The sequence below is a fragment of the Pseudomonas sp. S2_B10 genome (assembly GCF_054668425.1).
This window is the reverse complement of sequence record NZ_CP162768.1, coordinates 3860084-3884196: the sequence shown is the minus strand read 5'-3', so window position 1 is coordinate 3884196 and position 24113 is coordinate 3860084. Positions and strand designations below refer to the sequence as shown.

Sequence of the window (24113 nt, the reverse complement as noted above, 5' to 3'; positions counted from 1 at the left end):
CCGCCCTCACCGCGCGATCACTTGCCGCGATTGAGTCGCCGCAGGTCGCCCAGCACCGATTCCAGTGCGCGGTCGAACAGCAAGGTGTCATCCAGTGCGCGCGCGGCGCCACGGCTGAAAGCCAAGGCGAGGTCGGTGCGGCTGTGCTCCAGCACTTTCGTCCCGGTGCGGTCGACGAAGACATATTTGCCGGTCTCTTCGATGGTCGCGGCGAGTTTGCAACGCAAGGTCTGTTCCTCGTCTGCGTCGAACACCACCCAGTTGCCCACACGCAACTGCTCGACCTGAGACAGACCGGCATCGTCTTGCGCCAGGCGCGGCGCCGGGGTCGCTGCTGCCTGGTCGGCACTGTGCTGCAAGACCTCGGGCGTGACTTCGATCAGCGGCATGGCGCTGTGCTCGGCATCGTCGGAACGTTCCAGCACGCGTACGTGCAGAGCCTCCAGTTCGCTGAAAAATTCGCTGGTGGCAAACGGGTCGAACGCGGTGCTGCTCAGGCCATCGCGCAGCGACTTGAGCAAACCCGGCACCAGTGCCAGCAGGCGCAGGCTGGATTCGCCGTCGTCATGGCGCTGCACGCTCCAGACCAACTGTTCCATGGTCTGCACATCGGCATGCCATTCGGCGGACTGATCGCCGTGCTTGAGGCAGGTCAGCAACAGCACTTTGCTCCAGGCCTGCTGGACGAAACTCACCACCGTCGCCGGCAGCACTTTGCCCAGTAGCGCCTGTTGCAACGCCTGCGCGACACGCCGCTGAGCCAGCTCGGCCTTCGCCCGGCCTTCCTCGGCGTCCCGCAAGCGTTGTTCCAGCAGTTCGGTGCGGCGGCGCTCTTCCTGAGTGAAGGCGAGGAAGTCGGCGAGCAGTTCGGAGAAGATCGCCGGGTCATCCACAAAATCACTCAGCAAGCGCTGCACCACTTGTTCGATGCGCACGTATAGGTTGTCGCGCTCAGCGCCGTCGCAATCGCTCCAGCCCATTGCGGCCTCGGCGATTTCGTTGAGCAGGCGCCGCGCCGGGTGCGTGCTGCGGCTGAAGAAACTCTTGTCCAACACCGCAACCTTGAGCATCGGAATCTGCAATCGGCCGATCAGCGCCTTGAGCGCATCGGGCACGTTGCGATCGTCGAGGATGCAGTCGAAAACCATGGCGATCAGGTTGATCACATCTTCGTCGGCGGTCGCGACGACGCGGGACCTGCCGCTTCTGACGCTGACCCGGGTCAGCAGTTGCTCGAGCTGATGACGCAGATCGAAATCTTCCTGAGCCTCCAGCGCCGGTACGTATTGCTGCAAGTGCGACAACAACCGCAGCAGGTCGCGGGTGTTGATCGGATGCGCCGGGGCGCCGGGCTCCAGGGTCGGTGTGACGCGGCCGCGGACCTGGGCGAGCAATTGCTGCATCGCTGCGAACACTTCCTCGATGCCTTCGTCCGCTGGCGGCTCGTCGAGATCTTCAATCAATGTGTCGCTGTCCGCAGGCTCGACCATGCGACGAGCCACGGCGGGTTTCAGATGTGGCAACACGCCGGTGGCGAGCAACAACTGATTGGCCTCGCCATACAACTGTTCGGTGTCAGCCAGCACATAGCGTTCGAACAGCTTGAGCAGGATCAGCTTGACCTTGATCTCGACGCCGAGGTTACGTCCGGCCTGCAGGAAATATTCGCACAGCATGGCCGGACTCAGCGGATTGTGCTGATCGTCCAGACGCTTGCCGAGCATCGAGCTGAAGCGTGCGGTGAGTTGATCGAGAGCGAAGCCGTCGCGCTTGAGCACACGGCTGACCATGGTCTGCACGGCGACGGTACGCTCCATGGCATCGGTGCGCGGCGCCGACTCTTCGACCACCGGCGTGCGTGGCAGTGTGTTGGCGGCGGGGTCGTATTGGGTAAGGCCGGCGAAGGCTTCAAAGAACAGTTCCAGAAAGCCGCGCTCGATGTTTTTGCGTTTGAGGCGCAGGTCGCGCATGGCTTCGAAAAAAATGTTCTGATCGACGTCGTTGCGCGCCCGGTCGGCCATTTCGAACAGCGTGTCGTCGGCGTTATCGAACAGCTCCTGCAAATCGTGGCGCAGCTGCTGCGCAGCCTTGTCGCGAACCTGCAGCAGAATCACCGGCAAGCGGGCAAGCGGCGAGTGGTCCGCCAGATCGGCAGTCGCCCGGTGCAAAGGCACCACTTTCCCGTCGTTGCGCATCCAAGCCTCCTGGAACGGTGATTCGGTTCGTCGCTTTGACACTGCCCAACTGGACTCGTTCGTCAAAGCCATGACGTCAAATACAAGGCGGATTATCTGGCAAAACAGGCCGGCGATGCTATAGGCCTCAGGGTTTCCCCTATACGCCACACCTCGCACTCAGCGCAGGAAAATCGACCAGATGCGTCAGGCACGAACGTTCTCGCCTTGGGTTGGCTCGCGCCCTGCCCCTATAATCGAACCACTTTGTTTGTGGAGTCCGTTATGCCGAATCTACGTCTCGCCGATCTGACCGCCGAAATCGAAAACAACGTGCGCCGTGCGTTGCTCGAAGACGTCGGCAGCGGCGACATCACCGCGCAACTGATCCCGGCCGAACGCCTGGCCAAAGCCACCATCATCACCCGTGACGACGCCGTCATCTGCGGCACCGCGTGGGTCGATGCGGTGTTTCGCCAGCTCGATCCGCGCGTGGCGGTGCATTGGCAAGTGGTCGACGGCCAGCGGGTCAAAGCCAATCAGCCGCTGTTTCACCTGGAAGGCCCGGCTCGCTCACTGCTGACGGGGGAACGCAGCGCGCTGAACTTCTTGCAGTTGCTGTCCGGCGTAGCGACGCGCGCGCAGTACCTGGCGGACTTCGTCGGCGAGACGCAGGTCAAGTTGCTCGACACGCGCAAAACCTTGCCGGGCCTGCGGATGGCGCAGAAATACGCAGTGACCTGCGGCGGCTGCCACAACCACCGGATCGGTCTCTACGATGCCTTCCTGATCAAGGAAAACCACATCGCCGCCAGTGGTGGCATCGCCGAAGCCGTGGCCGCCGCACACAAGATCGCCCCGGGCAAACCGGTGGAAATCGAAGTGGAAAGTCTTGAGGAATTGAAGCAAGCGCTGGAAGCCGGCGCCGACATCATCATGCTCGACGAACTGAGCCTGGACGACATGCGTGAAGCCGTACGCCTGACCGCCGGCAAGGCGAAACTGGAAGCCAGCGGCGGCATCAACGAAAGCACGCTGCTGCCGATCGCCGAAACGGGCGTGGATTACATCTCGATCGGCGCGATGACCAAGGATGTCAAAGCGGTGGATCTGTCGATGCGACTAAGCCTCTAAACGCAGCGGCAAGCTACAAGCTACAAGCTACAAGCTGAGCGATTGTGCTTTTACTTGTAGCTTGCAGCTTAAAACTTGTAGCTGCTTTTAAACGACGAGATTGTTCATCTCGCAGTACTCTTCCCACTCGACACCCAATACTTCCGCCGCTTCCTTGTGCAGCACGAGGCGCTGCGCCTCGAACTCCTCCGGCGTGCTCGTGTACTTGAGGGTCAGCTCCCACGGCTGCAAGCCCTGCGCTTCGGCTTCATCTTCGAAGGCCCACTGGATCTGGTCTTTTTGATCATCGGGACTCAGGTCCTTGATCTCATCCTTCAGGTCCGGCACATCCAGAAGGTATTTTTCCAGCGCTTGTTCGTGGCGTTGCTCTTGGGTCAATTCAGTCATGGGGTTCTCGCTGATCTTAGGAATGGAGGATGGATCTGGATCATCAAGGATCTCTCTGACGCGGACTGGCCGGCCTTCGGAACCATTCGGGATCATCTGAAAACTGCTAAGCGATGCTCATGCAGGCACCGAATATAGGACGTTTGCATGACGAATTACACGGCTCTTTACATCTCTTGCACAAAAAGCTGACCTGCGGAACATGAATCGATGTGGCGCGCTGAGGAGTTGGTGCCCGAGACAGGAATCGAACCTGCGACCTTCGCGTTACGAGTGCGCTGCTCTACCGGCTGAGCTACACGGGCGGTGGGCTAAACCTAGCACCGGTCTCGAGCTGCGGCAAATTTGTGGGTTGTCTGATGGTATTCTTTTGAGAACCACATTTGTGGCGAGGGGATAAATCCCCTCGCCACAATTTCTTAATTTCAGATAAAAAAATGCCCCCGCCGTTTGCACGGCGGGGGCATCTTCATTGCGCTAAAGCGTTGGGGTGATTAAACGCCCGAAGCCTTGGCAGCTGCCACGTCTTTGATGGACAGCTTGATACGGCCGCGGTTGTCCACGTCCAATACCAGCACTTCCACTTCCTGGCCTTCTTTCAGGATGTCGGTCACTTTCTCAACGCGAGCGTCGCTCAGCATCGAGATGTGCACCAGACCGTCCTTGCCCGGCAGGATGTTGACGAATGCGCCGAAGTCGACGATGCGCTCAACCTTGCCGACGTATATCTTGCCGATCTCGGCTTCTGCCGTGATGCTCAGAACGCGCTGACGAGCAGCTTCTGCGGCATCTTTGGTTTCGCCGAAGATCTTGATCGAACCGTCGTCTTCGATGTCGATCGAAGCCTTGGTTTCTTCGCAGATCGCACGGATGGTCGCGCCACCTTTACCGATAACGTCACGGATCTTGTCGGTGTCGATCTTCATCGCGATCATGGTCGGAGCGTTGGCCGACAGTTCGGTACGCGACTGGCCAATGATCTGGTTCATCTGGCCGAGGATGTTCAGGCGCGCTTCAAGGGCCTGGCCCAGAGCGATTTCCATGATCTCTTCGGTGATGCCCTTGATCTTGATGTCCATCTGCAGCGCAGTAACGCCTTTGGCGGTACCGGCTACCTTGAAGTCCATGTCGCCCAGGTGATCTTCGTCGCCGAGGATGTCGGTCAGGACGGCGAACTTCTCGCCTTCTTTAACCAGACCCATGGCGATACCGGCTACCGGTGCCTTCATCGGTACACCAGCGTCCATCAGTGCCAGGGAAGCACCGCACACGGAAGCCATCGAGCTCGAACCGTTGGATTCGGTGATTTCCGATACCACGCGGATGGTGTACGGGAACACGTCAGCGGCTGGCAGCATGGCCGAAACCGAACGACGGGCCAGACGGCCGTGACCGATTTCGCGACGACCGGCGCCACCCATGCGACCACACTCGCCTACCGAGAACGGTGGGAAGTTGTAGTGCAGCATGAACGGGTCTTTCTTTTCGCCTTCCAGGGTGTCCAGCAGTTGCGCATCACGGGCGGTGCCCAGTGTTGCAACAACCAGTGCCTGGGTCTCGCCACGGGTGAACAGAGCCGAACCGTGAGTCTTTGGCAGGACGCCGACTTCGATGTTCAGCGGACGTACAGTCTTGGTGTCGCGACCGTCGATACGTGGCTTGCCGTTAACGATGTTTTCGCGAACGGTGCGGTATTCGATTTCGCCGAAGGCTGCTTTGACTTCAGCAGCGCTTGGCTGGCCTTCCTCACCGGACAGCTTGGCGACCACTTGGTCCTTCAGCTCACCCAGGCGAGCGTAACGGTCGGCCTTGATGGTGATGGTGTAAGCCTGGGAGATCGCTTCGCCGAACTCGGCACGGATAGCGCCCAGCAGTTCGGTGGCTTCTGGCGCAGGAGCCCAGTTCCAGGTTGGCTTGGCGGCTTCGGCAGCCAGTTCCTTCACAGCGTTGATCACAACCTGGAATTCGTCGTGAGCGAACAGTACCGCGCCCAGCATCTGGTCTTCGGTCAGCTCTTTGGCTTCCGATTCAACCATCAGCACGGCGTCGGAAGTACCGGCAACGACCATGTCCAGGCTCGAAGCGGCCTGCTGCTCGTAAGTCGGGTTCAGCAGGTAGCCGGTGCTTTCGTGGAAAGCCACGCGAGCGGCGCCGATCGGGCCGTCGAATGGAATGCCGGAGATGGCCAGGGCAGCCGAGGTACCGATCATCGCAGCGATGTCCGGATCGGTCTTCTTGCTGGTGGAAACGACGGTGCAGACAACCTGCACTTCGTTCATGAAGCCTTCTGGGAACAGCGGACGGATCGGACGGTCGATCAGTCGGGAAGTCAGGGTTTCTTTCTCGGAAGGACGGCCTTCACGCTTGAAGAAACCGCCAGGGATCTTACCGGCGGCGTAAGTCTTTTCCTGGTAGTGCACGGACAGAGGGAAGAAACCCTTGCCCGGATCGGCTTGCTTTGCACCGACAACAGTCACCAACACGCTGACGTCGTCGTCAACGGTGACCAATACTGCGCCGGAGGCCTGACGGGCGATACGGCCTGTCTCGAGGGTAACGGTCGATTGACCGAACTGGAATTTTTTGATTACCGGGTTCACGGTGTCCTACCTTCTTTGTGGCTCTTGGGGGAAACGGTTTCTTGCGAATTCTTGGGCAATCTCGGGAATCGGCCCGATGGCAATTGTCCGGGTGCTACAGGTAAAGCCATGCTGCAGATAAAACTTGAGGCTGGGAGCCTGCAAGGCGCCAGCGGAAAACCGCTGACGCCCGACAGACCACCAACCTCATAGCGCAATCGCTGATTAGCGACGCAGACCCAGGCGAGCGATCAGAGCGGCGTACCGGCTCACGTCCTTGCCTTTCAGGTAGTCCAGCAGCTTGCGACGCTGGTTAACCATGCGGATCAGACCACGACGGGAGTGGTGATCTTTACCGTTGGCCTTGAAGTGACCTTGCAGTTTGTTGATGTTGGCGGTCAGCAGTGCAACCTGCACTTCTGGCGAACCAGTGTCACCAACAGCTTGCTGGTAGTCAGCAACGATTTGAGCTTTTTCTTGAACGTCGAGAGCCATGAGGCAATCCTTCCTTATCAGGAAACTGTTTCAGGGAAACAGCTTCAACAGGCCAGGGACAAATCCCTGTATCTATAAATGAGTAGTGACCATGCCTGTTAACAGCCACACTCGCCGGCCCGCTTAACGCAGACCGGTTCCGGTCATTCTGACCGAATCAAGCGACGCGGCGCGATGCGCCCGTCTTCGCTCACTTCACCGATACCGATGAAGCGACCATTGTGATCCTGTACTCGTACCATGCCGAACTTCGGTGCATCCGGGGCACGTACCGGCTGGCCGTTGAGCCAGTAGAACGCGCTCGCTTCCGAGAAGTGCAGCAACGGCCAATCCTGCAGGCCGCTGTCCGATGGCATCAGGAAGCGATCGATCGCTTCGTTGCCGCCTTCGGCATGTACCGCTTCCAGCTCTTCGAGAGTAACAGTCTGCGCCAGGGTGAAAGGCCCGGCCTGGGTCCGACGCAATTCTGCGACGTACGCACCACAACCGAGTTGCTCACCGATATCCTCCACCAGGGTCCGAATATAGGTGCCCTTGCTGCAGTCCACCGCAAGCCGCGCAGTATCGCCTTCGAAGGCCAGCAATTCCAAGCGCGCAATAGTAACAGAACGCGGTTCGCGCTCCACTACTTCGCCTGCACGTGCCAGTTTGTACAGCGGCTGGCCATCACGCTTGAGTGCCGAGTACATCGGCGGTATCTGACTGATTTGCCCACGAAATTTCGGCAGAACCGCTTCGACATCGGCGCGACCAACGGTCACCGGACGCTCCTGCAAAACCTCGCCTTCGGCATCGGCCGTGGTGGTGGTCTTGCCCAGTTGCGCCAGAGTCTCGTAGCCCTTGTCGGAATCGAGCAGGTATTGCGAGAACTTGGTCGCCTCGCCGAAGCACAGCGGCAACACGCCGGTGGCCAACGGGTCGAGGCTGCCGGTGTGCCCGGCCTTCTCGGCATTGAGCAGCCAGCGTACCTTCTGCAATGCCGCGTTGGAGGTGAACCCCAACGGCTTGTCTAGCAGAATGATGCCGCTGACGTTACGACGGATACGTTTGACCTGAGCCACCGAATTACTCCTTGGTGTCTTCAGGTGCAGGAGCGGCAACGTGCTGATTGTCTTCAGCGACGGCGCGCTCGATCAGCGCCGACAGGTGCGCGCCACGCACGACGGATTCGTCGTAGTGGAAGTGCAGTTGCGGCACGCTGCGCAGCTTCATTTCGCGGGCCAATTGCATGCGCAGGAAGCCTGCGGCGGCATTGAGCACCTTGATGCTTTGCGCGATGTCTTCAGCGTTGTCCTGACCCATCACGGTAATGAAAATCTTCGCGTGACCGACGTCACGGGACACTTCCACAGCGGTGATGGTGACCAGGCCGACGCGCGGGTCTTTGACTTCGCGACGGATCAGTTGCGCCAGCTCGCGCTGCATCTGATCGCCGATACGTTGGGTACGGCTGTATTCTTTTGCCATGATTTGTTACCTGTTACTGCCCAGCGGTGAAACCCGCAAGGTCTGAAAGCGGCAAACGCCCGGCCTGACAAAAGCCAGACCGGGCGTTGCGTTTAGAGTCCGGACGCTGTGCCGTGCATTTGCATGCTACGGCCCATCGTGGCCCTTGAAGTGCGCGAGTCAGAGGCTGCGAGCAACCTGAACCTTCTCGAAGACTTCGATCTTGTCGCCGACTTTGACGTCGTTGTAGCTCTTCACGCCGATACCGCATTCCATGCCGGCACGTACTTCGGAAGCGTCATCCTTGAAGCGGCGCAGGGATTCCAGCTCGCCTTCGAAGATAACGATGTCTTCACGCAGTACACGGATCGGACGGTTACGGTGCACAACACCTTCGATCACCATGCAACCGGCGATCGCGCCAAACTTCGGCGAACGGAACACGTCACGCACTTCGGCCACACCCAGGATGTTCTCGCGAACATCGCTGCCGAGCATGCCGGTCAGGGCTTTCTTGACGTCTTCGATGATGTCGTAGATCACGTTGTAGTAACGCATATCCAGACCTTCCTGCTCGACGATCTTGCGAGCGCCGGCATCGGCACGCACGTTGAAGCCGAACAGTACAGCGTTGGAAGCCAGTGCCAGGTTGGCGTCGGATTCGGTGATACCACCGACACCGCCACCCACGACGCGCACTTGTACTTCGTCGTTGCCCAGGCCATTCAAGGCACCGTTCAACGCTTCCAGCGAACCACGGACGTCGGATTTGAGGACGATGTTGAGCGTCTTCTTCTCGGCCTGACCCATGTTTTCGAAGATGTTTTCCAGCTTGCCGGCGTGAGCGCGAGCCAGTTTGACTTCGCGGAACTTGCCTTGACGGAACAGAGCCACTTCACGGGCTTTCTTCTCGTCGGCAACCACGCTCATCTCGTCGCCAGCGTCCGGGGTACCGTCCAGGCCGAGGATCTCGACAGGGATGGATGGACCGGCTTCCTTGATCGGCTTGCCGTTCTCGTCGAGCATGGCACGTACACGGCCGTAGTTCGAACCGACCAGAACCATGTCGCCTTGACGCAGCGTACCGTCCTGAACCAGCACGGTTGCCACCGGGCCACGACCCTTGTCGAGACGCGATTCAACCACGACACCACGGCCAGGAGCCGATGGAGTAGCTTTCAGTTCGAGAACTTCGGCCTGCAGCAGAACGGCTTCAAGCAGCTCGTCCACGCCAGTACCCATCTTCGCCGAAACCGGAACGAATGGTGTGTCGCCACCCCAGTCTTCGGAAGTCACGCCGTGAACCGACAGCTCGCTGCGGATGCGATCGAGATCGGCGCCCGGCTTGTCGATCTTGTTCACTGCTACCACCAGCGGCACGCCAGCTGCCTGAGCATGCTGAACCGCTTCGATGGTTTGCGGCATCACGCCGTCGTCCGCTGCAACCACGAGGATCACGATGTCGGTCGCCTTGGCACCACGGGCACGCATTGCGGTAAACGCAGCGTGACCCGGGGTGTCGAGGAAAGTGACCATGCCGCGATCAGTCTCAACGTGGTATGCACCGATGTGCTGGGTGATACCGCCGGCTTCGCCAGCAGCTACCTTGGCACGACGGATGTAGTCGAGCAGGGAAGTCTTACCGTGGTCAACGTGGCCCATTACGGTCACGACTGGTGCACGGGAGAACGACTCACCTTCAAACTTCAGGGACTCGGCCAGGGAATCTTCCAGAGCGGTGTCGCTGACCAGGGTCACTTTGTGGCCCAGTTCTTCGGCTACCAGTTGAGCAGTTTCCTGATCAAGCACCTGGTTGATGGTCGCTGGGGTACCCAGTTTGAACATGAACTTGATGATTTCAGCCGCTTTGACCGACATCTGATTGGCCAGATCGCCAACCGTGATGGTCTCGCCGATCTGCACATCACGCACGACAGGGCCGGTCGGGCTCTGGAAACCGTGGGCGTTGCGCTTCTTCAGCTTGGCCTTGCCGCGACCACCACGACGGAAGCCATCGCTTTCTTCGTCGGTAGTGCGTGGCGCCACACGTGGTGCCGGGGCTTTTTCTTTGACCGATGCGCGATGCGGAGCGTTTTTGCGCTCGCCATCACCGCCACCGCTGCGACGATTGTTATCGTCGGCACGTGGCTTGTCCGGACGGCGCTGTTCGTTCTGCTTGTTGCGAACGTCAGCCGATGGAGCAGGAGCAGCAGCCACCGGTGCGCTTTCGCGAACAGGTTCGGCAGCAGCCGGTGCCGCAACGGCGTCGCTGGCAGCGGTTTGCGCAGCAGCAGGCTGGCGACGCGCTTCTTCTTCGGCGCGCTGCTTGGCTTCTTCTTCAGCCTTCTGACGGGCAGCATTTTCTACTGCGCGACGCTCATCCAGTTCACGCTTGCGCTCGGCTTCGATTTCTTCCGGGCTGCGCTGTACGAAAACTTTCTTCTTGCGAACTTCAACGCTGATGCTCTTGCTACCAGCCACACGCAGGGTGCTGGTGGTTTTACGCTGCAGCGTGATCTTGCGTGGTTCTTCCACTTTCGCCTTGTGACTGCTCTTCAAGTGAGTCAGCAGGGATTGCTTCTCACTGTCAGTCACATTTTCGTCGGCGGCGGTGTGCGGCAGACCTGCCTCACGCATCTGCTGCAACAGGCGCTCTACCGGTGTTTTGACCTCATCGGCCAGTTGTTTCACCGTGACTTGCGTCATGCACTTCTCTCCTCAGGCCGCGCCTAATTACTCGAACCAGTGGGCTCGGGCGGCCATGATCAACTTGCCGGCACGATCATCGTCAATGCCGTCGATGTCGAGCAGGTCGTCAATAGACTGCTCGGCCAGGTCTTCGCGGGTAATTACGCCGCGCACCGCCAGTTCCATCGCCAAATCCTTGTCCATACCCTCAAGCGAGAGCAGGTCTTCGGCCGGATGGGCGTCTGCCAGCTTTTCCTCAGTAGCGATGGCTTTGGTCAACAAGCGATCCTTGGCGCGAGCACGAAGCTCGTTGACGATGTCCTCGTCAAAGCCGTCGATGTTGAGCATCTCCTCCACCGGTACGTAGGCAATCTCTTCCAGGCTGGTGAAACCTTCATCTACCAGCACCTGAGCCAGTTCTTCGTCGACTTCCAGCTCGTCGATGAAGTTGCGCAGGATGTCGCCGGTTTCTGCTTGCTGCTTAGCCTGGATGTCCGATTCGGTCATCACGTTCAGGGTCCAGCCAGTCAACTGGCTCGCCAGACGCACGTTCTGACCACCGCGACCGATGGCCTGAGCCAGATTGTCTGCGCCAACGGCGATGTCCATGGCATGGGCATCTTCGTCAACGATAATTGCCGCAACCTCGGCCGGGGACATGGCGTTGATCACGAACTGGGCCGGGTTGTCGTCCCACAGCACGATATCAACACGCTCACCGCCCAACTCACCCGATACCGCCTGAACGCGCGAACCGCGCATACCGATGCAGGCACCTTGTGGGTCGATGCGTTTGTCCTTGGAACGGACGGCGATCTTGGCACGCGAACCCGGATCACGGGAGGCTGCCATGACCTCGATGAGGCCTTCAGCGATTTCCGGCACTTCGATACGGAACAGCTCGATCAGCATTTCCGGCGCGGTACGCGACAGGATCAGCTGCGGGCCGCGGTTCTCGGTGCGGATTTCCTTGAGCAGCGCACGCAGACGCACGCCGACACGGAAGGTTTCGCGAGAAATGATGTCTTCGCGGGCCAGCAACGCTTCAGCGTTGTTGCCCAGATCGACGATCACGTTGTCGCGGGTAACTTTTTTCACGGTGCCGGAGATGATTTCTCCCAGGCGCTCGCGATAGGCGTCGACCACTTGAGCGCGCTCGGCTTCGCGAACTTTCTGCACGATGACCTGCTTGGCAGTCTGTGCAGCGATGCGGCCGAACTCGATGGATTCGATTTTCTCTTCGACGACGTCACCGACCTTGGCACCAGGATGCGTTTCGGCAACCTTGCTTGGCCAGGTCTCGATGGCCGGATCGTCGAGATCATTCTCTTCGACGACCGTCCAGCGACGGAAGGTTTCGTAAGAACCGGTGTGGCGGTTGATTTCCACACGCAGGTCCACTTCGTCTTCAAAACGCTTTTTGGTAGCAGTGGCCAGAGCCAGCTCCAGCGCTTCAAAAATTACGCTTGCCGGTACACCCTTTTCATTGGATACCGACTCAACAACCAGCAGTACTTCTTTGCTCATCGTACGCCTCGCCTTTCGCAAGCCATTGGATCCGCGGGATCCGCGTCTCAGTCAAAACTGGGAATAATGTTGGCCTTGTCGATCATATCGATCGGCAACAGGAACTCGTGGTCTTCTACCTGCACCACGACGTCCTGCTCTTCTACACCGCGCAGAAGGCCCTGAAAGTTGCGTCGACCTTCGAAAGGCGAGCGCAGCTTGATCTTCACTTGTTCACCGGCAAATTTGGCAAACTGCTCAAGAGTGAACAGCGGGCGCTCCATGCCAGGCGAGGAAACTTCAAGGGTGTATTCAACGGAGATCGGATCTTCAACATCCAGAACGCCGCTGATCTGACGGCTGACAATGGCGCAATCGTCCACCAGCACGCCACCCTCTTTATCGATATAAACGCGCAACATCGAGTGACGACCCTGAGCCGAAAACTCGATACCCCAGCATTCATAGCCCAGGGCCACGACCACCGGGGCCAGCAAGGCCTGCAACTCTTCTAGCTTGCTCGACACCTGAACCCCCTAGTGCATGATATGTGCATGCTTTGCAAAATAAAAAAATGGGCATAACGCCCATCCTTGAAACGCCGTCGAACAGCGGCGTTGAAAGTATCCAGCTAACAAAAAGCCCCTTAAAAGGGGCTCCTTAAACTGGTTGCGGGGGCCGGATTTGAACCGACGACCTTCGGGTTATGAGCCCGACGAGCTACCAGACTGCTCCACCCCGCGACAAAGCTGGGGCGGAAGTATACGACCGATCCCTTTTAGGGTCAATGTAACCTTCCACCTGCAAGAAAGCCCGCAACAGCGGGCTCTCCTGACTAATTGGTACCGAGAAGGGGACTCGAACCCCTACACCCTATGGGCACAACCACCTCAAGGTTGCGTGTCTACCAATTCCACCACCTCGGCAATACTACGTTTGAAACCCTTCTTACTTCTGCTCTTGAGCTGGAGGCACGTCAGTCGCTGGAGTAGCCGACTTTTGCTCTTGAAGCACCGGGACATCATCAGAAGCCGGTTGTTGCTTAGGTACTTCCAACACTGCTGGATCTGGAAGACCTGCTTGAGTCAGCTGATGAGCTTTCTCTTTAGCAAAGTAACCTAACCCCAAGCTGGTTATGAAGAAACCGGCGGCAAGTATAGCAGTAAACTTACTAAGAAAGGTAGAGGAACCTTGGCTTCCGAACACAGTATTTGAAGCACCTGCTCCGAAAGACGCGCCAGCGTCCGCACCCTTACCCTGCTGCAGCAAAACCAGAGCAACTACGCCCAATGCACCCAGCAGATGAAAAACGACTACGACTGTTTCCAGCATTTTTTCAGTTTCCCGCGGCGCGACAAATCGCACCGAACTCATCTGCATTCAGGGAAGCTCCACCAATGAGCCCCCCATCGATATCCGGCATGCCGAACAGTTCGACCGCATTGGCCGCCTTCACGCTGCCGCCGTATAGAAGCCGCACACCTCGTGCGACTTCAGAATTCTCTGCCGCCAACTGCTCGCGAATGGCCTTATGCACATCCTGAGCCTGTTGCGGCGTTGCAGTCAGCCCGGTACCAATGGCCCAGACCGGCTCGTATGCAATCACTGCCTTGGCAAAGGCACCGACACCCAGCTCCTCGATGATGCTGCCCAGCTGACGCCCGACAACTTCAAGAGTTTTTCCGGCTTCGCGCTGCTCGAGGGTTTCCCCTACACACAACACCGGAGTCAAGCCACATGCCTGTGCCGCTGCGAACTTGCGATTCAGCATCCCGTCTCGCTCGCCCATAATCTGGCGGCGTTCGGAGTGCCCGACAAGCACCAGGGAACAACCTGCATCCACCAGTTGGCTGGGAGCAATCTCACCAGTCAAGGCACCTTGCATGGCTTCCACCGCAGAATTCTGCGCGCCGACCGAAATCGACTTGCCTTTCAAGCCATCAATCACTTGATTGATATACAAGCAAGGCGGGAACACCGCGACATCAACACCGCTAGGCAAGGCCAGATGACGAAGGCCGTTGATCAGCTCAGCGACGCTGGCGCGGGTACCGTGCATCTTCCAGTTACCAGCTACCATAGGGCGACGCATGCTGTACCTCGTCGGTCAAAGTGGGCGCAGATGTTACCCAACACAATCATGGCTTGCAAGCCGTATCAGGCAGAAACTTCGGTTACCAGTTTTGCCAGCTCTTCGGCATAGCCGCGAACCTGGTTTTCGTCCTCGCCTTCGACCATTACGCGCACCAGAGGCTCTGTGCCGGACTTGCGCAGAAGCACGCGACCGCGCCCCGCCATCGCCTGAGTTACACGGGCACTGGCTTCCTTGACAGCCGGATGCTCCAGCGGGCTTTCACCGCCGCCAAAGCGAACGTTGATCAGCACCTGAGGGCACTTGCGCAACGCCTGCCGGGTTTGTGCCAAGCCTTCGTTGCGGGATTTCAGAGCCATCAACACCTGCAGAGCCGCGATGATCGCGTCGCCCGTGGTGGTGTGGTTGAAGCAGACCACATGCCCGGAGTTTTCCCCACCAACGAGCCAGTTGCGCTCTTGCAGTTCGGCAATCACGTAGCGGTCACCGACATTGGCGCGAACGAACGGGATCGACAGATCCGCAAGGGCCAGTTCGAGACCAAGATTGCTCATCAACGTACCGACGACGCCACCCTGCAACTTGCCACGCTCATGCAGATCGCGGGCAATGATAAACAGCAGGTCGTCACCATCAACAATGGCGCCGGTGTGATCGACCATCAATACCCGATCACCATCACCGTCGAAGGCGATACCCAGGTCCGCATGCTCAGCCAGAACGGCGGCCTGCAATGGGCCCATATGCGTGGAACCGCAGTTATCGTTGATGTTCAACCCATTCGGCTGGGCAGATAGCACGACAACTTCGGCACCCAGCTCACGGAAGACGCTCGGTGCAACCTTGTAAGTCGCACCATGCGCGCAGTCGATGACGATCTTCAGGCCGGCGAAATTGGAGCCAGTAGGAACGCTGCTTTTGCAGAACTCGATGTAGCGACCCGATGCGTCATTGATTCGCGACACCTTGCCGATCTTGCTCGACTCGACAACGGTCATCGGCGTGTCGAGCAATTCTTCGATCATCAACTCCAACTCATCCGGCAGCTTGGTGCCTTTACCGGAGAAGAACTTGATGCCGTTGTCATCATGCGGGTTGTGCGAGGCACTTATCACGATACCGGCTTCAGCCTGGAACGTACGCGACAGATAAGCGATGGCAGGCGTCGGCATCGGGCCGAGCAGCATCACATCGGCGCCCGCCGAGGTCAGCCCGGCCTCGAGTGCCGATTCGAACATATAACCGGAGATCCGCGTGTCCTTGCCGACCAGCACCTTGCAGGCCCCCATCTTGCGGAAAGCCATACCAGCCGCCCAGCCGAGCTTGAGCATGAAGTCAGGCGTGATCGGGTATTCACCAACACGACCGCGAATGCCGTCGGTACCAAAATATTTCTTGCTCATAAGTGCTCCATCATTCTTATTCGGCTGATTCAACGGCCGCAATCATTCGCACAACATCGACGGTTTCCGCCACATCGTGGACGCGCAATATACGTGCGCCTTTAACTGACGCCAGCGCCGCCAGCGCCAGTCCGCCGTGCAGGCGCTCGCCCACGGGACGGTTCAACGCGTGGCCAATCATACTCTTGCGCGAAACACCTACCAGCAATGGCCGCCCCAGCGCATGCAGGGCCTCCATGTGTTTGAACAAGCTTAGATTGTGCTGCAGGGTCTTGGCGAAGCCGAAGCCGGGATCAAGAATGATCCGCTCGGCAGGAATGCCCGCCTGGGCGCACTGATCCATGCGCTCGGCGAGAAACTCGCCGACCTCGCGGGTGACATCCTGATACTGCGGATTATCCTGCATATCGCCCGGTTCGCCGAGCATGTGCATGAGGCAGACCGGCAATCCGGTAGCCGCCGCCGCATCCAGCGCACCATCGCGACGCAACGAACGCACATCGTTGATCAGGCCGGCACCGAGCCGTGCGGTTTCGCGCATGACTGCCGGGGTGGAAGTATCGACCGAGATGATCACATCCAGCTCGCGATTGATCAGCTCGACAATCGGCGCGACGCGCTCGAGCTCCTCCAGAGGAGAAACCGCTCGCGCGCCTGGCCGGGTCGATTCGCCGCCGACATCAATCAACGTCGCGCCAGCCAGCACCATCGCTTCGGCATGGCGCAAAGCCGCATCGAGCTGGCTATAGCGGCCGCCGTCGGAAAAGGAATCAGGAGTGACATTGAGAATGCCCATGACATGCGTCTGGGCCAAATCAAGAACCCGGTTGCCACAAGGCAACCGGGTCAGGGACTGTACAGAAGTCATTTCAAGCCTTAAACGTCAGCAGCCGGACCGCCAATCGGTTTTTCCGGACGCTCATCCTGCACGACAGGCGGCGGAGGCGTACCGGTGCCACCCGACCAGTCGCGAGGTTCGCGAGGTGTGCGGCCGGCCATGATGTCGTCAATCTGCTCGGCATCGATGGTTTCGTACTTCATCAGCGCATCAGCCATGGCATCCAGCTTGTCACGGTTATCCGTGAGGATCTGCTTGGCGGTGCCGTAGCACTGATCAATGATGCTGCGCACTTCGGAGTCGATCAGTTTGGCTGTCTCACCGGAGAAGCTGGCAGCCTGACCACCACCACCGCGACCGAGGAACACTTCGCCTTCTTCTTCGGCGTACATCAGCGGACCGAGTTTTTCCGACAGACCCCATTTCGTCACCATGTTCCGGGCAATCTGACTTGCACGCATGATGTCGTTGGAGGCCCCGGTAGTCACACCATCGAAGCCCAGGGTCATTTCTTCAGCGATACGGCCACCGTACAACGAGCAGATCTGGCTGATCAGCGCACGTTTGGACAGGCTGTAGCGATCTTCTTCCGGCAGGAACATGGTCACACCCAGCGCACGACCGCGCGGGATGATCGATACCTTGTAGACCGGATCATGCTCAGGAACAACGCGACCGACAATGGCATGGCCAGCTTCGTGGTAGGCCGTGTTCTGCTTTTCTTTCTCGGACATGACCATGGATTTGCGCTCGGCGCCCATCATGATCTTGTCTTTCGCCAGTTCGAACTCTTTCATCTCGACGATACGCTTGCCGCTACGGGCAGCGAACAGCGACGCTTCGTTGACCAGGTTGGCCAGGTCAGCACCCGAGAAGCCCGGAGTACCACGTGCGATCACTGCCGGAGCAACGTCGTCGCCCATTGGCACTTTGCGCATGTGCACTTTCAGAATCTGCTCGCGACCGCGAATGTCTGGCAAGCCAACCACCACCTGACGGTCGAAACGGCCCGGACGCAGCAGCGCAGGGTCGAGTACGTCCGGACGGTTGGTCGCAGCAATCACGATGATGCCGTCATTCATTTCGAAGCCGTCCATCTCTACCAGCAACTGGTTGAGAGTCTGCTCACGCTCGTCGTGGCCGCCACCCATGCCGGCGCCACGATGGCGACCTACCGCATCGATTTCGTCGATGAAGATGATGCAAGGTGCATGTTTCTTGGCCTGCTCGAACATGTCACGGACGCGGCTAGCGCCGACACCCACGAACATTTCAACGAAGTCAGAACCGGAAATAGTAAAGAACGGCACTTTGGCTTCGCCGGCAATCGCCTTGGCCAGCAAGGTCTTACCGGTACCTGGTGGGCCGACCATCAATACGCCGCGCGGAATACGACCGCCCAGACGCTGGAACTTGCCCGGATCGCGCAGGAACTCAACCAGCTCGCCGACTTCTTCCTTGGCTTCGTCGCAACCGGCAACGTCAGCCAAAGTGGTTTTGACCTGATCTTCGGAGAGCAGGCGCGCCTTGCTCTTGCCGAAGCTCATCGGCCCGCCCTTGCCACCGGCGCCGCCCTGCATCTGGCGCATGAAGAACATGAACACCGCGATGATCACCAGGATCGGGAAGCTGGCCACCAGGAGCTGAGTCCAGATGCTTTGCTGTTCAGGCTGCTTGCCTTCAACCACAACGTGATTGTCGACCAGATCGCCGATCAGGCCATTGTCCTGAATTGCCGGACGAATGGTCTTGAAGCTGTCGCCATCGGTGCGCTTGCCGGTAATCACATAGCCGTCAACGGCTACGCGTTCGACCTTGCCATCCTTGACCTGCTGGATGAAGTCGGAATAGTTGAGGGTCTGCGGCTCGTTAGGGCTGGAGAAGTTGTTCATCACCGTCACCAGGACTGCCGCGATGATCAACCACAGGATCAGATTCTTTGCCATATCGTTCAATTAACTACCCTCTGAAGCAAGCTCCGCTACTGGCGCGCGCTTCGCATGATATTCACCGGCCTAACTTACTACATTACCTACAACTCTGGCAGGCGCCGTCTGTAACCCTTTGTGAAACACTTTCTACACAATATTCGCTTATGCCTGCAGAGCGAAATATGAAAAACCTATCGCCCCGCCGAAAAACCTCGTTTCAGGCATCACCACCGCGATAACCCCAGGCCAGCATGTACTGCTCTCGGGAGCTGCCACGGGAAGAGTCTGGCTTGATCATCTGGATCTTGTCGAATTTCTTCCGAGCATCCTTCAGATAAACGTCGAACCCTTCGCCCTGGAAAATCTTGATGACGAAGTTGCCACCGGGCTTGAGGATCCGTTCCGCCAGGTCCAGCGCCAGCTCGCACAGGAACATGGCCTTGGGCATATCCACTTCGGGCGTACCACTCATATTGGGGGCCATATCGGAAATCACAAGGTCCACCTGCGAATTACCCACAGCCTCAAGGATTTGAGCCAGCACCGAGTCCTCAGTGAAGTCACCTTGAATGAAGGTCACGTCCGGAATGCCGTCCATTTCAAGAATGTCCGAAGCGATCAGACGCCCCTGACCACCGATCAGCCGACTGGTGACTTGCGACCAGCCACCCGGCGCCGCGCCGAGGTCGACCACGCTCATGCCCGGACGGATGAGTTTGTATTTTTCCTGGATCTCCAGAAGCTTGTAACTTGCACGCGAGCGGTAGCCATCCTTCTGCGCCTGCTTCACATAAGGATCGTTGACATGTCTTTTCAGCCAACCAAGGCTTGTCTTGGAACGCGCCATTGGGCACCTCGATGATTAGGGTCGTGATTAGTTGGGCGGATCCACGAACCCTCGGGTAAAATGGCCGCCATTTTACAGAATCCAGACGAAAGGGTCAGATTATGCCGCTCACTCCAGAGCAGAAGAAACAGTACAAATCCATCGGCCACCACCTCAAACCAGTGTTGACGGTGGCGGACAACGGTTTGACTGAAGGTGTTTTAGCCGAACTTGAACGCGCCTTGGCCGATCACGAGCTGATCAAGATCAAGCTCAATATCCTTGATCGCGAGTCGCGCCTCGCGCACATCGCCGAGCTGTGCAAGGTCGGCAAAGCGGACCTGGTTCAGGTCATCGGCAAGATGGCTCTGGTCTACCGCAAGAACTTCAGCGTCAACAAGCAGCTGTCGAACGTTCATCGCTTCAAGTGATGCGCAGGGTCAAGGGTGTGCTTCGCGCACCCTGCCACCCCATCCCGGCACCGGCTGCATGACCAGCACCAGCCCGGAAAAACCCAGCACCAGATAACTGAATACCTGCCAGCGCTGCGCATCCGGCCAGCCGACACGCACGGCGACATACATCGCGCACGCGTACAACGCCATCAACAGCACCTGCCCGCGAAAATCCCGCCATAGACTGGCAAGGCCCTCGGCCTGTACCAGCACCAAAGCCTGAAAGATCACGCACAGAGCGGCGAATCCCACCACCAGCACTTCGAAAGCACTGGCCACTTCGTCGATCAACAGCGGCGCCAGACCGATCCGGCCCAGCGCCGGCTGCAAACCGACATGAATCAACCATAGCCCACCGACCCAAAGCATCTGGGTCAGTTGCCAAAGCATGGCGCCCGCATGCAGCGGGCGCCTTCTTTCAGATGTGACGAACTTCGACAATCTCGTACTCGATCACGCCGCTTGGCGTTTTGACGGCGACAACGTCACCCTCTTCCTTACCAATCAAGGCGCGGGCCAGCGGCGAACCGACGGAGATCTTGCCGAGTTTGAAGTCAGCCTCATCCTCACCCACGATGTGGTAAGTGACGCTTTCATCAGTCTCGACGTTGGCGATCTCGACGGTGGTACCGAAAATCACTTTACCGGTGTGAGGAATGGTCGTGACGTCGATGATGACCTGATTCTGAATCCGGCCCTCGATATCACGAATACGCGCTTCGACCATGCCTTGCTGTTCGCGGGCAGCATGGTATTCAGCGTTTTCCTTCAAGTCACCCAACTCGCGGGCCGTACCGATGTCCTGGCTGAGCTTCGGACGGACGACCTTGGTCAGGTGAGCATGCTCCTCTTCCAGGGCGCGAGCGCCCTGAACAGTCATTGGGTACTTGGTTATGCTCATGCCTTCAATCCTGCGTGTAGATCCTGCAAGCGGCGCACGGTCTTTTCCGGACCGAACTTCAGCGCTTCGCAGATCGCTTCGCCCGCAGCAATAGTGGTGGTGCAGTAGATCTTGTGCTGCAGGGCGTTGCGACGAATGGAGTACGAATCGGCGATCGACTGACGACCCTCGGTGGTGTTGATGATCAGCGTGACTTCGTCATTCTTGATCATGTCGACCACGTGCGGACGACCCTCGGTCACCTTGTTCACGCGGCGCACTTTCAGGCCTGCGGCTTCGATCAGCTTGGCAGTGCCGGCAGTGGCGACCACTTCGAAGCCCAAGTTGATCAGATCACGGGCCACGCCTGCAACCAGTGGCTTGTCGTCATCGCGCACGCTGATGAACGCGGTACCGCCGGTCGGCAGAACTTCGCTGGCACCCATCTGCGCCTTGGCGAATGCTTCGCCGAAGGTGTCGCCGACGCCCATCACTTCACCGGTCGACTTCATCTCTGGGCCGAGGATCGGGTCAACGCCAGGGAACTTGGCGAACGGGAACACCGCCTCTTTCACGCTGTAGAAGTTCGGGATGATTTCCTTGGTGAAGCCGATTTCCTTCAGGGTCTTACCGGCCATCACGCGCGCAGCGATCATGGCCAGGGAAACACCGATGCACTTGGAAACGAACGGTACGGTACGCGAGGCGCGCGGGTTGACTTCGATGACGTAGATGTCTTCGCCCTGCAAAGCCAACTGCACGTTCATCAGGCCGACAACGCCCAGTTCCAGAGCCATTTTCTTGACCTGTTCGCGCATCTCGTCCTGGATGTGTGCCGGCAGCGAGTACGGCGGCAGCGAGCAAGCGGAGTCACCGGAGTGAACGCCCGCCTGTTCGATGTGCTGCATGATCGCGCCGATCACTACATCTTTGCCGTCGCAGACCGCATCCACGTCCATTTCGATGGCGCAGTTGAGGAAGTGGTCGAGCAGCACCGGGCTGTCGTTGGACACTTGCACCGCGTCACGCAGATAGCGCTTGAGTTCGTCTTCCTTGTAAACGATTTCCATCGCACGGCCGCCCAACACGTAGGACGGGCGCACCACCAGCGGATAACCGATCTTCGCCGCAGCACGAACGGCTTCGTCTTCGCTGCGCACAGTGGCGTTTGGCGGCTGACGCAGGTTCAGACGCTCGACCATTTGCTGGAAGCGCTCACGGTCTTCGGCGCGGTCGATGGCGTCAGGGCTGGTGCCGATGATCGGCACGCCAGCAGCTTCCAGTGCGCGAGCCAGTTTCAGCGGAGTCTGGCCGCCGTACTGGACGATCACGCCTTTCGGCTTCTCGACGCGGCAGATTTCCAGTACGTCTTCCAGGGTTACCGGCTCGAAGTACAGACGGTCGGAAGTGTCGTAGTCGGTGGATACGGTTTCCGGGTTGCAGTTGACCATGATGGTTTCGTAGCCGTCTTCGCGCAGGGCGAGAGCAGCGTGAACGCAGCAGTAGTCGAACTCGATGCCCTGGCCGATACGGTTCGGACCGCCACCCAGAATCATGATCTTGTCGCGACCCGACGGCGCTGCCTCGCACTCTTCCTCGTAGGTCGAGTACAGGTAAGCGGTGTCGGTAGCGAACTCGGCGGCGCAGGTGTCAACGCGCTTGTAGACCGGGAACACTTCCAGCTTCTGACGATGCGTACGCAGGTTTTTCTCGGTGACGCCCAGCAGTTTCGCCAGACGCTGATCGGAGAAGCCTTTGCGCTTGAGCTTGAACATCAGGTCGCGGTCGATCGAGGACAGACCAAGGGTCTTGACCTTCTCTTCGTCCTTGATCAGGTCTTCGATCTGCACCAGGAACCACGGGTCGATCATGTTCATGCCGAAGATGTCTTCGACCGACAGACCGGCGCGGAAGGCGTCAGCCACGTACCAGATACGCTCGGCGCCCGGCACGGTCAGTTCGCGCTTGAGCACGCTCATGCTGTCCGGGTTGCTCAGATCGAGCTTCTCGTCCAGACCGCAAACGCCGACTTCCAGACCGCGCAGGGCTTTCTGCAGGGATTCCTGGAAGGTCCGGCCGATGGCCATGACTTCACCGACCGACTTCATTTGCGTGGTCAGGCGCGCGTCAGCCTTGGCGAATTTCTCGAAGGCGAAGCGTGGCAGCTTGGTAACGACGTAGTCGATCGACGGTTCGAAGGACGCCGGGGTCTTGCCGCCGGTGATGTCGTTCGACAGCTCATCAAGGGTGTAGCCCACAGCCAGTTTGGCCGCGACCTTGGCGATCGGGAAACCGGTGGCTTTCGAAGCCAGTGCCGAGGAACGCGAAACACGCGGGTTCATTTCGATCACGACCATACGACCAGTGTTCGGGCAGATACCGAATTGAACGTTGGAACCACCGGTCTCGACGCCGATCTCGCGCAGTACCGCCAGCGAGGCGTTACGCAGGATCTGGTATTCCTTGTCGGTCAGCGTCTGGGCTGGAGCTACGGTGATCGAGTCACCGGTGTGCACGCCCATCGGGTCGAAGTTTTCGATCGAGCAGACGATGATGCAGTTGTCCTTTTTGTCGCGGACAACTTCCATCTCATATTCTTTCCAGCCGATCAGCGATTCGTCGATCAGCAGCTCTTTGGTCGGCGAAAGGTCCAGACCACGGGCGCAGATTTCTTCGAACTCTTCACGGTTGTAAGCGATACCGCCACCGGTGCCGCCCATGGTGAAGGACGGACGGATGATGCACGGGAAACCGAGGGTTTCGAGGACCGCGTTGGCTTCTTCCATGCTGTGGGCGATGCCGGAACGCGGGCACGCCAGGCCGATGGATTTCATCGCCTTGTCGAAACGCGAACGGTCTTCAGCCTTGTCGATGGTATCGGCGTTGGCACCGATCATCTCTACGCCGAACTTCTCCAGAACGCCTTCGCGCTCCAGGTCCAGAGCGCAGTTCAGAGCGGTCTGGCCACCCATGGTTGGCAGCACGGCGTCCGGACGCTCTTTTTCGATGATCTTGGCCACGGTCTGCCACTTGATCGGTTCGATGTAGGTGGCGTCGGCCATGTCCGGGTCGGTCATGATGGTGGCCGGGTTGGAGTTCACCAGGATGACGCGGTAACCCTCTTCGCGCAGGGCCTTGCAGGCCTGGGCGCCGGAGTAGTCGAATTCGCAGGCCTGGCCGATCACGATCGGGCCAGCGCCGAGAATCAGGATGCTTTTAATGTCTGTACGTTTTGGCATGGTTTGTCACTCAAATCCGCAGGTCAGTCGGCAAGCCGTC

At 58.8% G+C, this 24113-nt stretch carries 20 protein-coding genes and 3 tRNA genes; 2 read left to right on the top strand and 21 right to left on the bottom strand.

The annotated features are described in order from the left end of the window. Positions 1 to 17: 17 nt before the first annotated feature. Entirely contained in the window at positions 18 to 2195 is a 2178-nt protein-coding gene (locus AB4O45_RS17285; RefSeq protein WP_460160363.1) for a DUF1631 domain-containing protein, read from the bottom strand. 264 nt (positions 2196 to 2459) lie between these two features. Here AB4O45_RS17285 and nadC point away from each other — a divergent pair, with 264 nt between their 5' ends. Beyond that, positions 2460 to 3308: a carboxylating nicotinate-nucleotide diphosphorylase gene (nadC, locus tag AB4O45_RS17280; protein WP_076565789.1), complete on the top strand. Its 849-nt coding sequence runs from the start codon at positions 2460 to 2462 to the stop codon at positions 3306 to 3308. An 87-nt stretch (positions 3309 to 3395) separates the two neighbouring features. Here nadC and AB4O45_RS17275 read toward each other — a convergent pair whose 3' ends face one another. The 17 genes from AB4O45_RS17275 to rlmE form a co-directional block, all read right to left on the bottom strand. Then, entirely contained in the window at positions 3396 to 3695 is a 300-nt protein-coding gene (locus tag AB4O45_RS17275; RefSeq protein ID WP_076565788.1) for a DUF6388 family protein, read from the bottom strand. Positions 3696 to 3924: 229 nt separating this feature from the next. Beyond that, positions 3925 to 4000: transfer RNA gene (locus tag AB4O45_RS17270), tRNA-Thr, on the bottom strand. Positions 4001 to 4189: 189 nt separating this feature from the next. Continuing rightward, positions 4190 to 6295 carry a polyribonucleotide nucleotidyltransferase gene (pnp, locus tag AB4O45_RS17265; protein WP_024011572.1) on the bottom strand — a complete coding sequence of 702 codons (2106 nt, stop codon included), beginning with the start codon at positions 6293 to 6295 and terminating at the stop codon, positions 4190 to 4192. A 204-nt stretch (positions 6296 to 6499) separates the two neighbouring features. Beyond that, entirely contained in the window at positions 6500 to 6769 is a 270-nt protein-coding gene (gene rpsO, locus AB4O45_RS17260; RefSeq protein WP_016771751.1) for a 30S ribosomal protein S15, read from the bottom strand. A gap of 143 nt (positions 6770 to 6912) precedes the next feature. Continuing rightward, entirely contained in the window at positions 6913 to 7830 is a 918-nt protein-coding gene (gene truB / locus AB4O45_RS17255; protein WP_150636060.1) for a tRNA pseudouridine(55) synthase TruB, read from the bottom strand. 4 nt (positions 7831 to 7834) lie between these two features. Beyond that, positions 7835 to 8236: a 30S ribosome-binding factor RbfA gene (rbfA, locus tag AB4O45_RS17250; RefSeq protein ID WP_016771753.1), complete on the bottom strand. Its 402-nt coding sequence runs from the start codon at positions 8234 to 8236 to the stop codon at positions 7835 to 7837. A 159-nt stretch (positions 8237 to 8395) separates the two neighbouring features. Next, the gene (gene infB, locus AB4O45_RS17245) at positions 8396 to 10921 is read right to left on the bottom strand and encodes a translation initiation factor IF-2 (RefSeq protein ID WP_041477933.1); all 2526 of its coding nucleotides are present in this window, start codon (positions 10919 to 10921) and stop codon (positions 8396 to 8398) included. Positions 10922 to 10948: 27 nt separating this feature from the next. Continuing rightward, positions 10949 to 12430: a transcription termination factor NusA gene (gene nusA, locus AB4O45_RS17240; RefSeq protein ID WP_024011569.1), complete on the bottom strand. Its 1482-nt coding sequence runs from the start codon at positions 12428 to 12430 to the stop codon at positions 10949 to 10951. Between the two features lie 47 nt (positions 12431 to 12477). Then, entirely contained in the window at positions 12478 to 12936 is a 459-nt protein-coding gene (gene rimP / locus AB4O45_RS17235; RefSeq protein WP_007973115.1) for a ribosome maturation factor RimP, read from the bottom strand. A 139-nt stretch (positions 12937 to 13075) separates the two neighbouring features. Then, a tRNA-Met gene (locus AB4O45_RS17230) sits at positions 13076 to 13152 on the bottom strand. A 97-nt stretch (positions 13153 to 13249) separates the two neighbouring features. Further along, positions 13250 to 13335, bottom strand: a tRNA-Leu gene (locus AB4O45_RS17225). A 22-nt stretch (positions 13336 to 13357) separates the two neighbouring features. Then, on the bottom strand, positions 13358 to 13741 hold the full coding sequence (gene secG, locus AB4O45_RS17220) for a preprotein translocase subunit SecG (protein ID WP_016771756.1): 384 nt from the start codon (positions 13739 to 13741) through the stop codon (positions 13358 to 13360). Between the two features lie 4 nt (positions 13742 to 13745). Then, complete coding sequence (tpiA, locus tag AB4O45_RS17215) at positions 13746 to 14501, bottom strand: triose-phosphate isomerase (RefSeq protein ID WP_056782873.1); 756 nt, start codon at positions 14499 to 14501, stop codon at positions 13746 to 13748. Between the two features lie 65 nt (positions 14502 to 14566). Next, on the bottom strand, positions 14567 to 15904 hold the full coding sequence (glmM, locus tag AB4O45_RS17210) for a phosphoglucosamine mutase (RefSeq protein WP_041477931.1): 1338 nt from the start codon (positions 15902 to 15904) through the stop codon (positions 14567 to 14569). A gap of 16 nt (positions 15905 to 15920) precedes the next feature. Further along, positions 15921 to 16772: a dihydropteroate synthase gene (folP, locus tag AB4O45_RS17205; RefSeq protein WP_056782869.1), complete on the bottom strand. Its 852-nt coding sequence runs from the start codon at positions 16770 to 16772 to the stop codon at positions 15921 to 15923. Positions 16773 to 16780: 8 nt separating this feature from the next. Further along, complete coding sequence (gene ftsH / locus AB4O45_RS17200) at positions 16781 to 18688, bottom strand: ATP-dependent zinc metalloprotease FtsH (RefSeq protein WP_016771759.1); 1908 nt, start codon at positions 18686 to 18688, stop codon at positions 16781 to 16783. A 202-nt stretch (positions 18689 to 18890) separates the two neighbouring features. Next, positions 18891 to 19520, bottom strand: a complete 630-nt coding sequence (rlmE, locus tag AB4O45_RS17195; RefSeq protein ID WP_056782866.1) for a 23S rRNA (uridine(2552)-2'-O)-methyltransferase RlmE — start codon at positions 19518 to 19520, stop codon at positions 18891 to 18893. Between the two features lie 101 nt (positions 19521 to 19621). Between rlmE and AB4O45_RS17190 the strand changes: the two genes are divergently transcribed. Beyond that, positions 19622 to 19930 carry a YhbY family RNA-binding protein gene (locus tag AB4O45_RS17190; RefSeq protein WP_003221534.1) on the top strand — a complete coding sequence of 103 codons (309 nt, stop codon included), beginning with the start codon at positions 19622 to 19624 and terminating at the stop codon, positions 19928 to 19930. Between the two features lie 9 nt (positions 19931 to 19939). Here the strand turns inward: AB4O45_RS17190 and AB4O45_RS17185 are convergent, their stop codons facing one another. From AB4O45_RS17185 to carB, 3 genes are read right to left on the bottom strand one after another with little or no spacing between them, the layout of a single operon-like run. Further along, a complete protein-coding gene (locus tag AB4O45_RS17185; RefSeq protein WP_150636055.1) occupies positions 19940 to 20344 on the bottom strand; it encodes an MFS transporter in 405 nt (134 codons plus the stop codon). A gap of 28 nt (positions 20345 to 20372) precedes the next feature. Then, the gene (gene greA, locus AB4O45_RS17180; protein WP_038861135.1) at positions 20373 to 20849 is read right to left on the bottom strand and encodes a transcription elongation factor GreA; all 477 of its coding nucleotides are present in this window, start codon (positions 20847 to 20849) and stop codon (positions 20373 to 20375) included. A gap of 2 nt (positions 20850 to 20851) precedes the next feature. Further along, positions 20852 to 24073 carry a carbamoyl-phosphate synthase large subunit gene (gene carB / locus AB4O45_RS17175; RefSeq protein WP_016771764.1) on the bottom strand — a complete coding sequence of 1074 codons (3222 nt, stop codon included), beginning with the start codon at positions 24071 to 24073 and terminating at the stop codon, positions 20852 to 20854. Positions 24074 to 24113 lie beyond the last annotated feature (40 nt).

What these genes read in the sequence shown, in the direction of transcription:
- folP (WP_056782869.1), bottom strand. Translation starts at nt 16,772, where the DNA reads ATGACTTCTGTACAGTCCCTGACCCGGTTGCCTTGTGGCAACCGGGTT.
- AB4O45_RS17275 (WP_076565788.1), bottom strand. Translation starts at nt 3,695, where the DNA reads ATGACTGAATTGACCCAAGAGCAACGCCACGAACAAGCGCTGGAAAAA.
- carB (WP_016771764.1), bottom strand. Translation starts at nt 24,073, where the DNA reads ATGCCAAAACGTACAGACATTAAAAGCATCCTGATTCTCGGCGCTGGC.
- tpiA (WP_056782873.1), bottom strand. Translation starts at nt 14,501, where the DNA reads ATGCGTCGCCCTATGGTAGCTGGTAACTGGAAGATGCACGGTACCCGC.
- rlmE (WP_056782866.1), bottom strand. Translation starts at nt 19,520, where the DNA reads ATGGCGCGTTCCAAGACAAGCCTTGGTTGGCTGAAAAGACATGTCAAC.
- rpsO (WP_016771751.1), bottom strand. Translation starts at nt 6,769, where the DNA reads ATGGCTCTCGACGTTCAAGAAAAAGCTCAAATCGTTGCTGACTACCAG.
- secG (WP_016771756.1), bottom strand. Translation starts at nt 13,741, where the DNA reads ATGCTGGAAACAGTCGTAGTCGTTTTTCATCTGCTGGGTGCATTGGGC.
- infB (WP_041477933.1), bottom strand. Translation starts at nt 10,921, where the DNA reads ATGACGCAAGTCACGGTGAAACAACTGGCCGATGAGGTCAAAACACCG.
- AB4O45_RS17185 (WP_150636055.1), bottom strand. Translation starts at nt 20,344, where the DNA reads ATGCTTTGGCAACTGACCCAGATGCTTTGGGTCGGTGGGCTATGGTTG.
- nusA (WP_024011569.1), bottom strand. Translation starts at nt 12,430, where the DNA reads ATGAGCAAAGAAGTACTGCTGGTTGTTGAGTCGGTATCCAATGAAAAG.
- glmM (WP_041477931.1), bottom strand. Translation starts at nt 15,904, where the DNA reads ATGAGCAAGAAATATTTTGGTACCGACGGCATTCGCGGTCGTGTTGGT.
- ftsH (WP_016771759.1), bottom strand. Translation starts at nt 18,688, where the DNA reads ATGGCAAAGAATCTGATCCTGTGGTTGATCATCGCGGCAGTCCTGGTG.
- AB4O45_RS17285 (WP_460160363.1), bottom strand. Translation starts at nt 2,195, where the DNA reads ATGCGCAACGACGGGAAAGTGGTGCCTTTGCACCGGGCGACTGCCGAT.
- nadC (WP_076565789.1), top strand. Translation starts at nt 2,460, where the DNA reads ATGCCGAATCTACGTCTCGCCGATCTGACCGCCGAAATCGAAAACAAC.
- AB4O45_RS17190 (WP_003221534.1), top strand. Translation starts at nt 19,622, where the DNA reads ATGCCGCTCACTCCAGAGCAGAAGAAACAGTACAAATCCATCGGCCAC.
- rbfA (WP_016771753.1), bottom strand. Translation starts at nt 8,236, where the DNA reads ATGGCAAAAGAATACAGCCGTACCCAACGTATCGGCGATCAGATGCAG.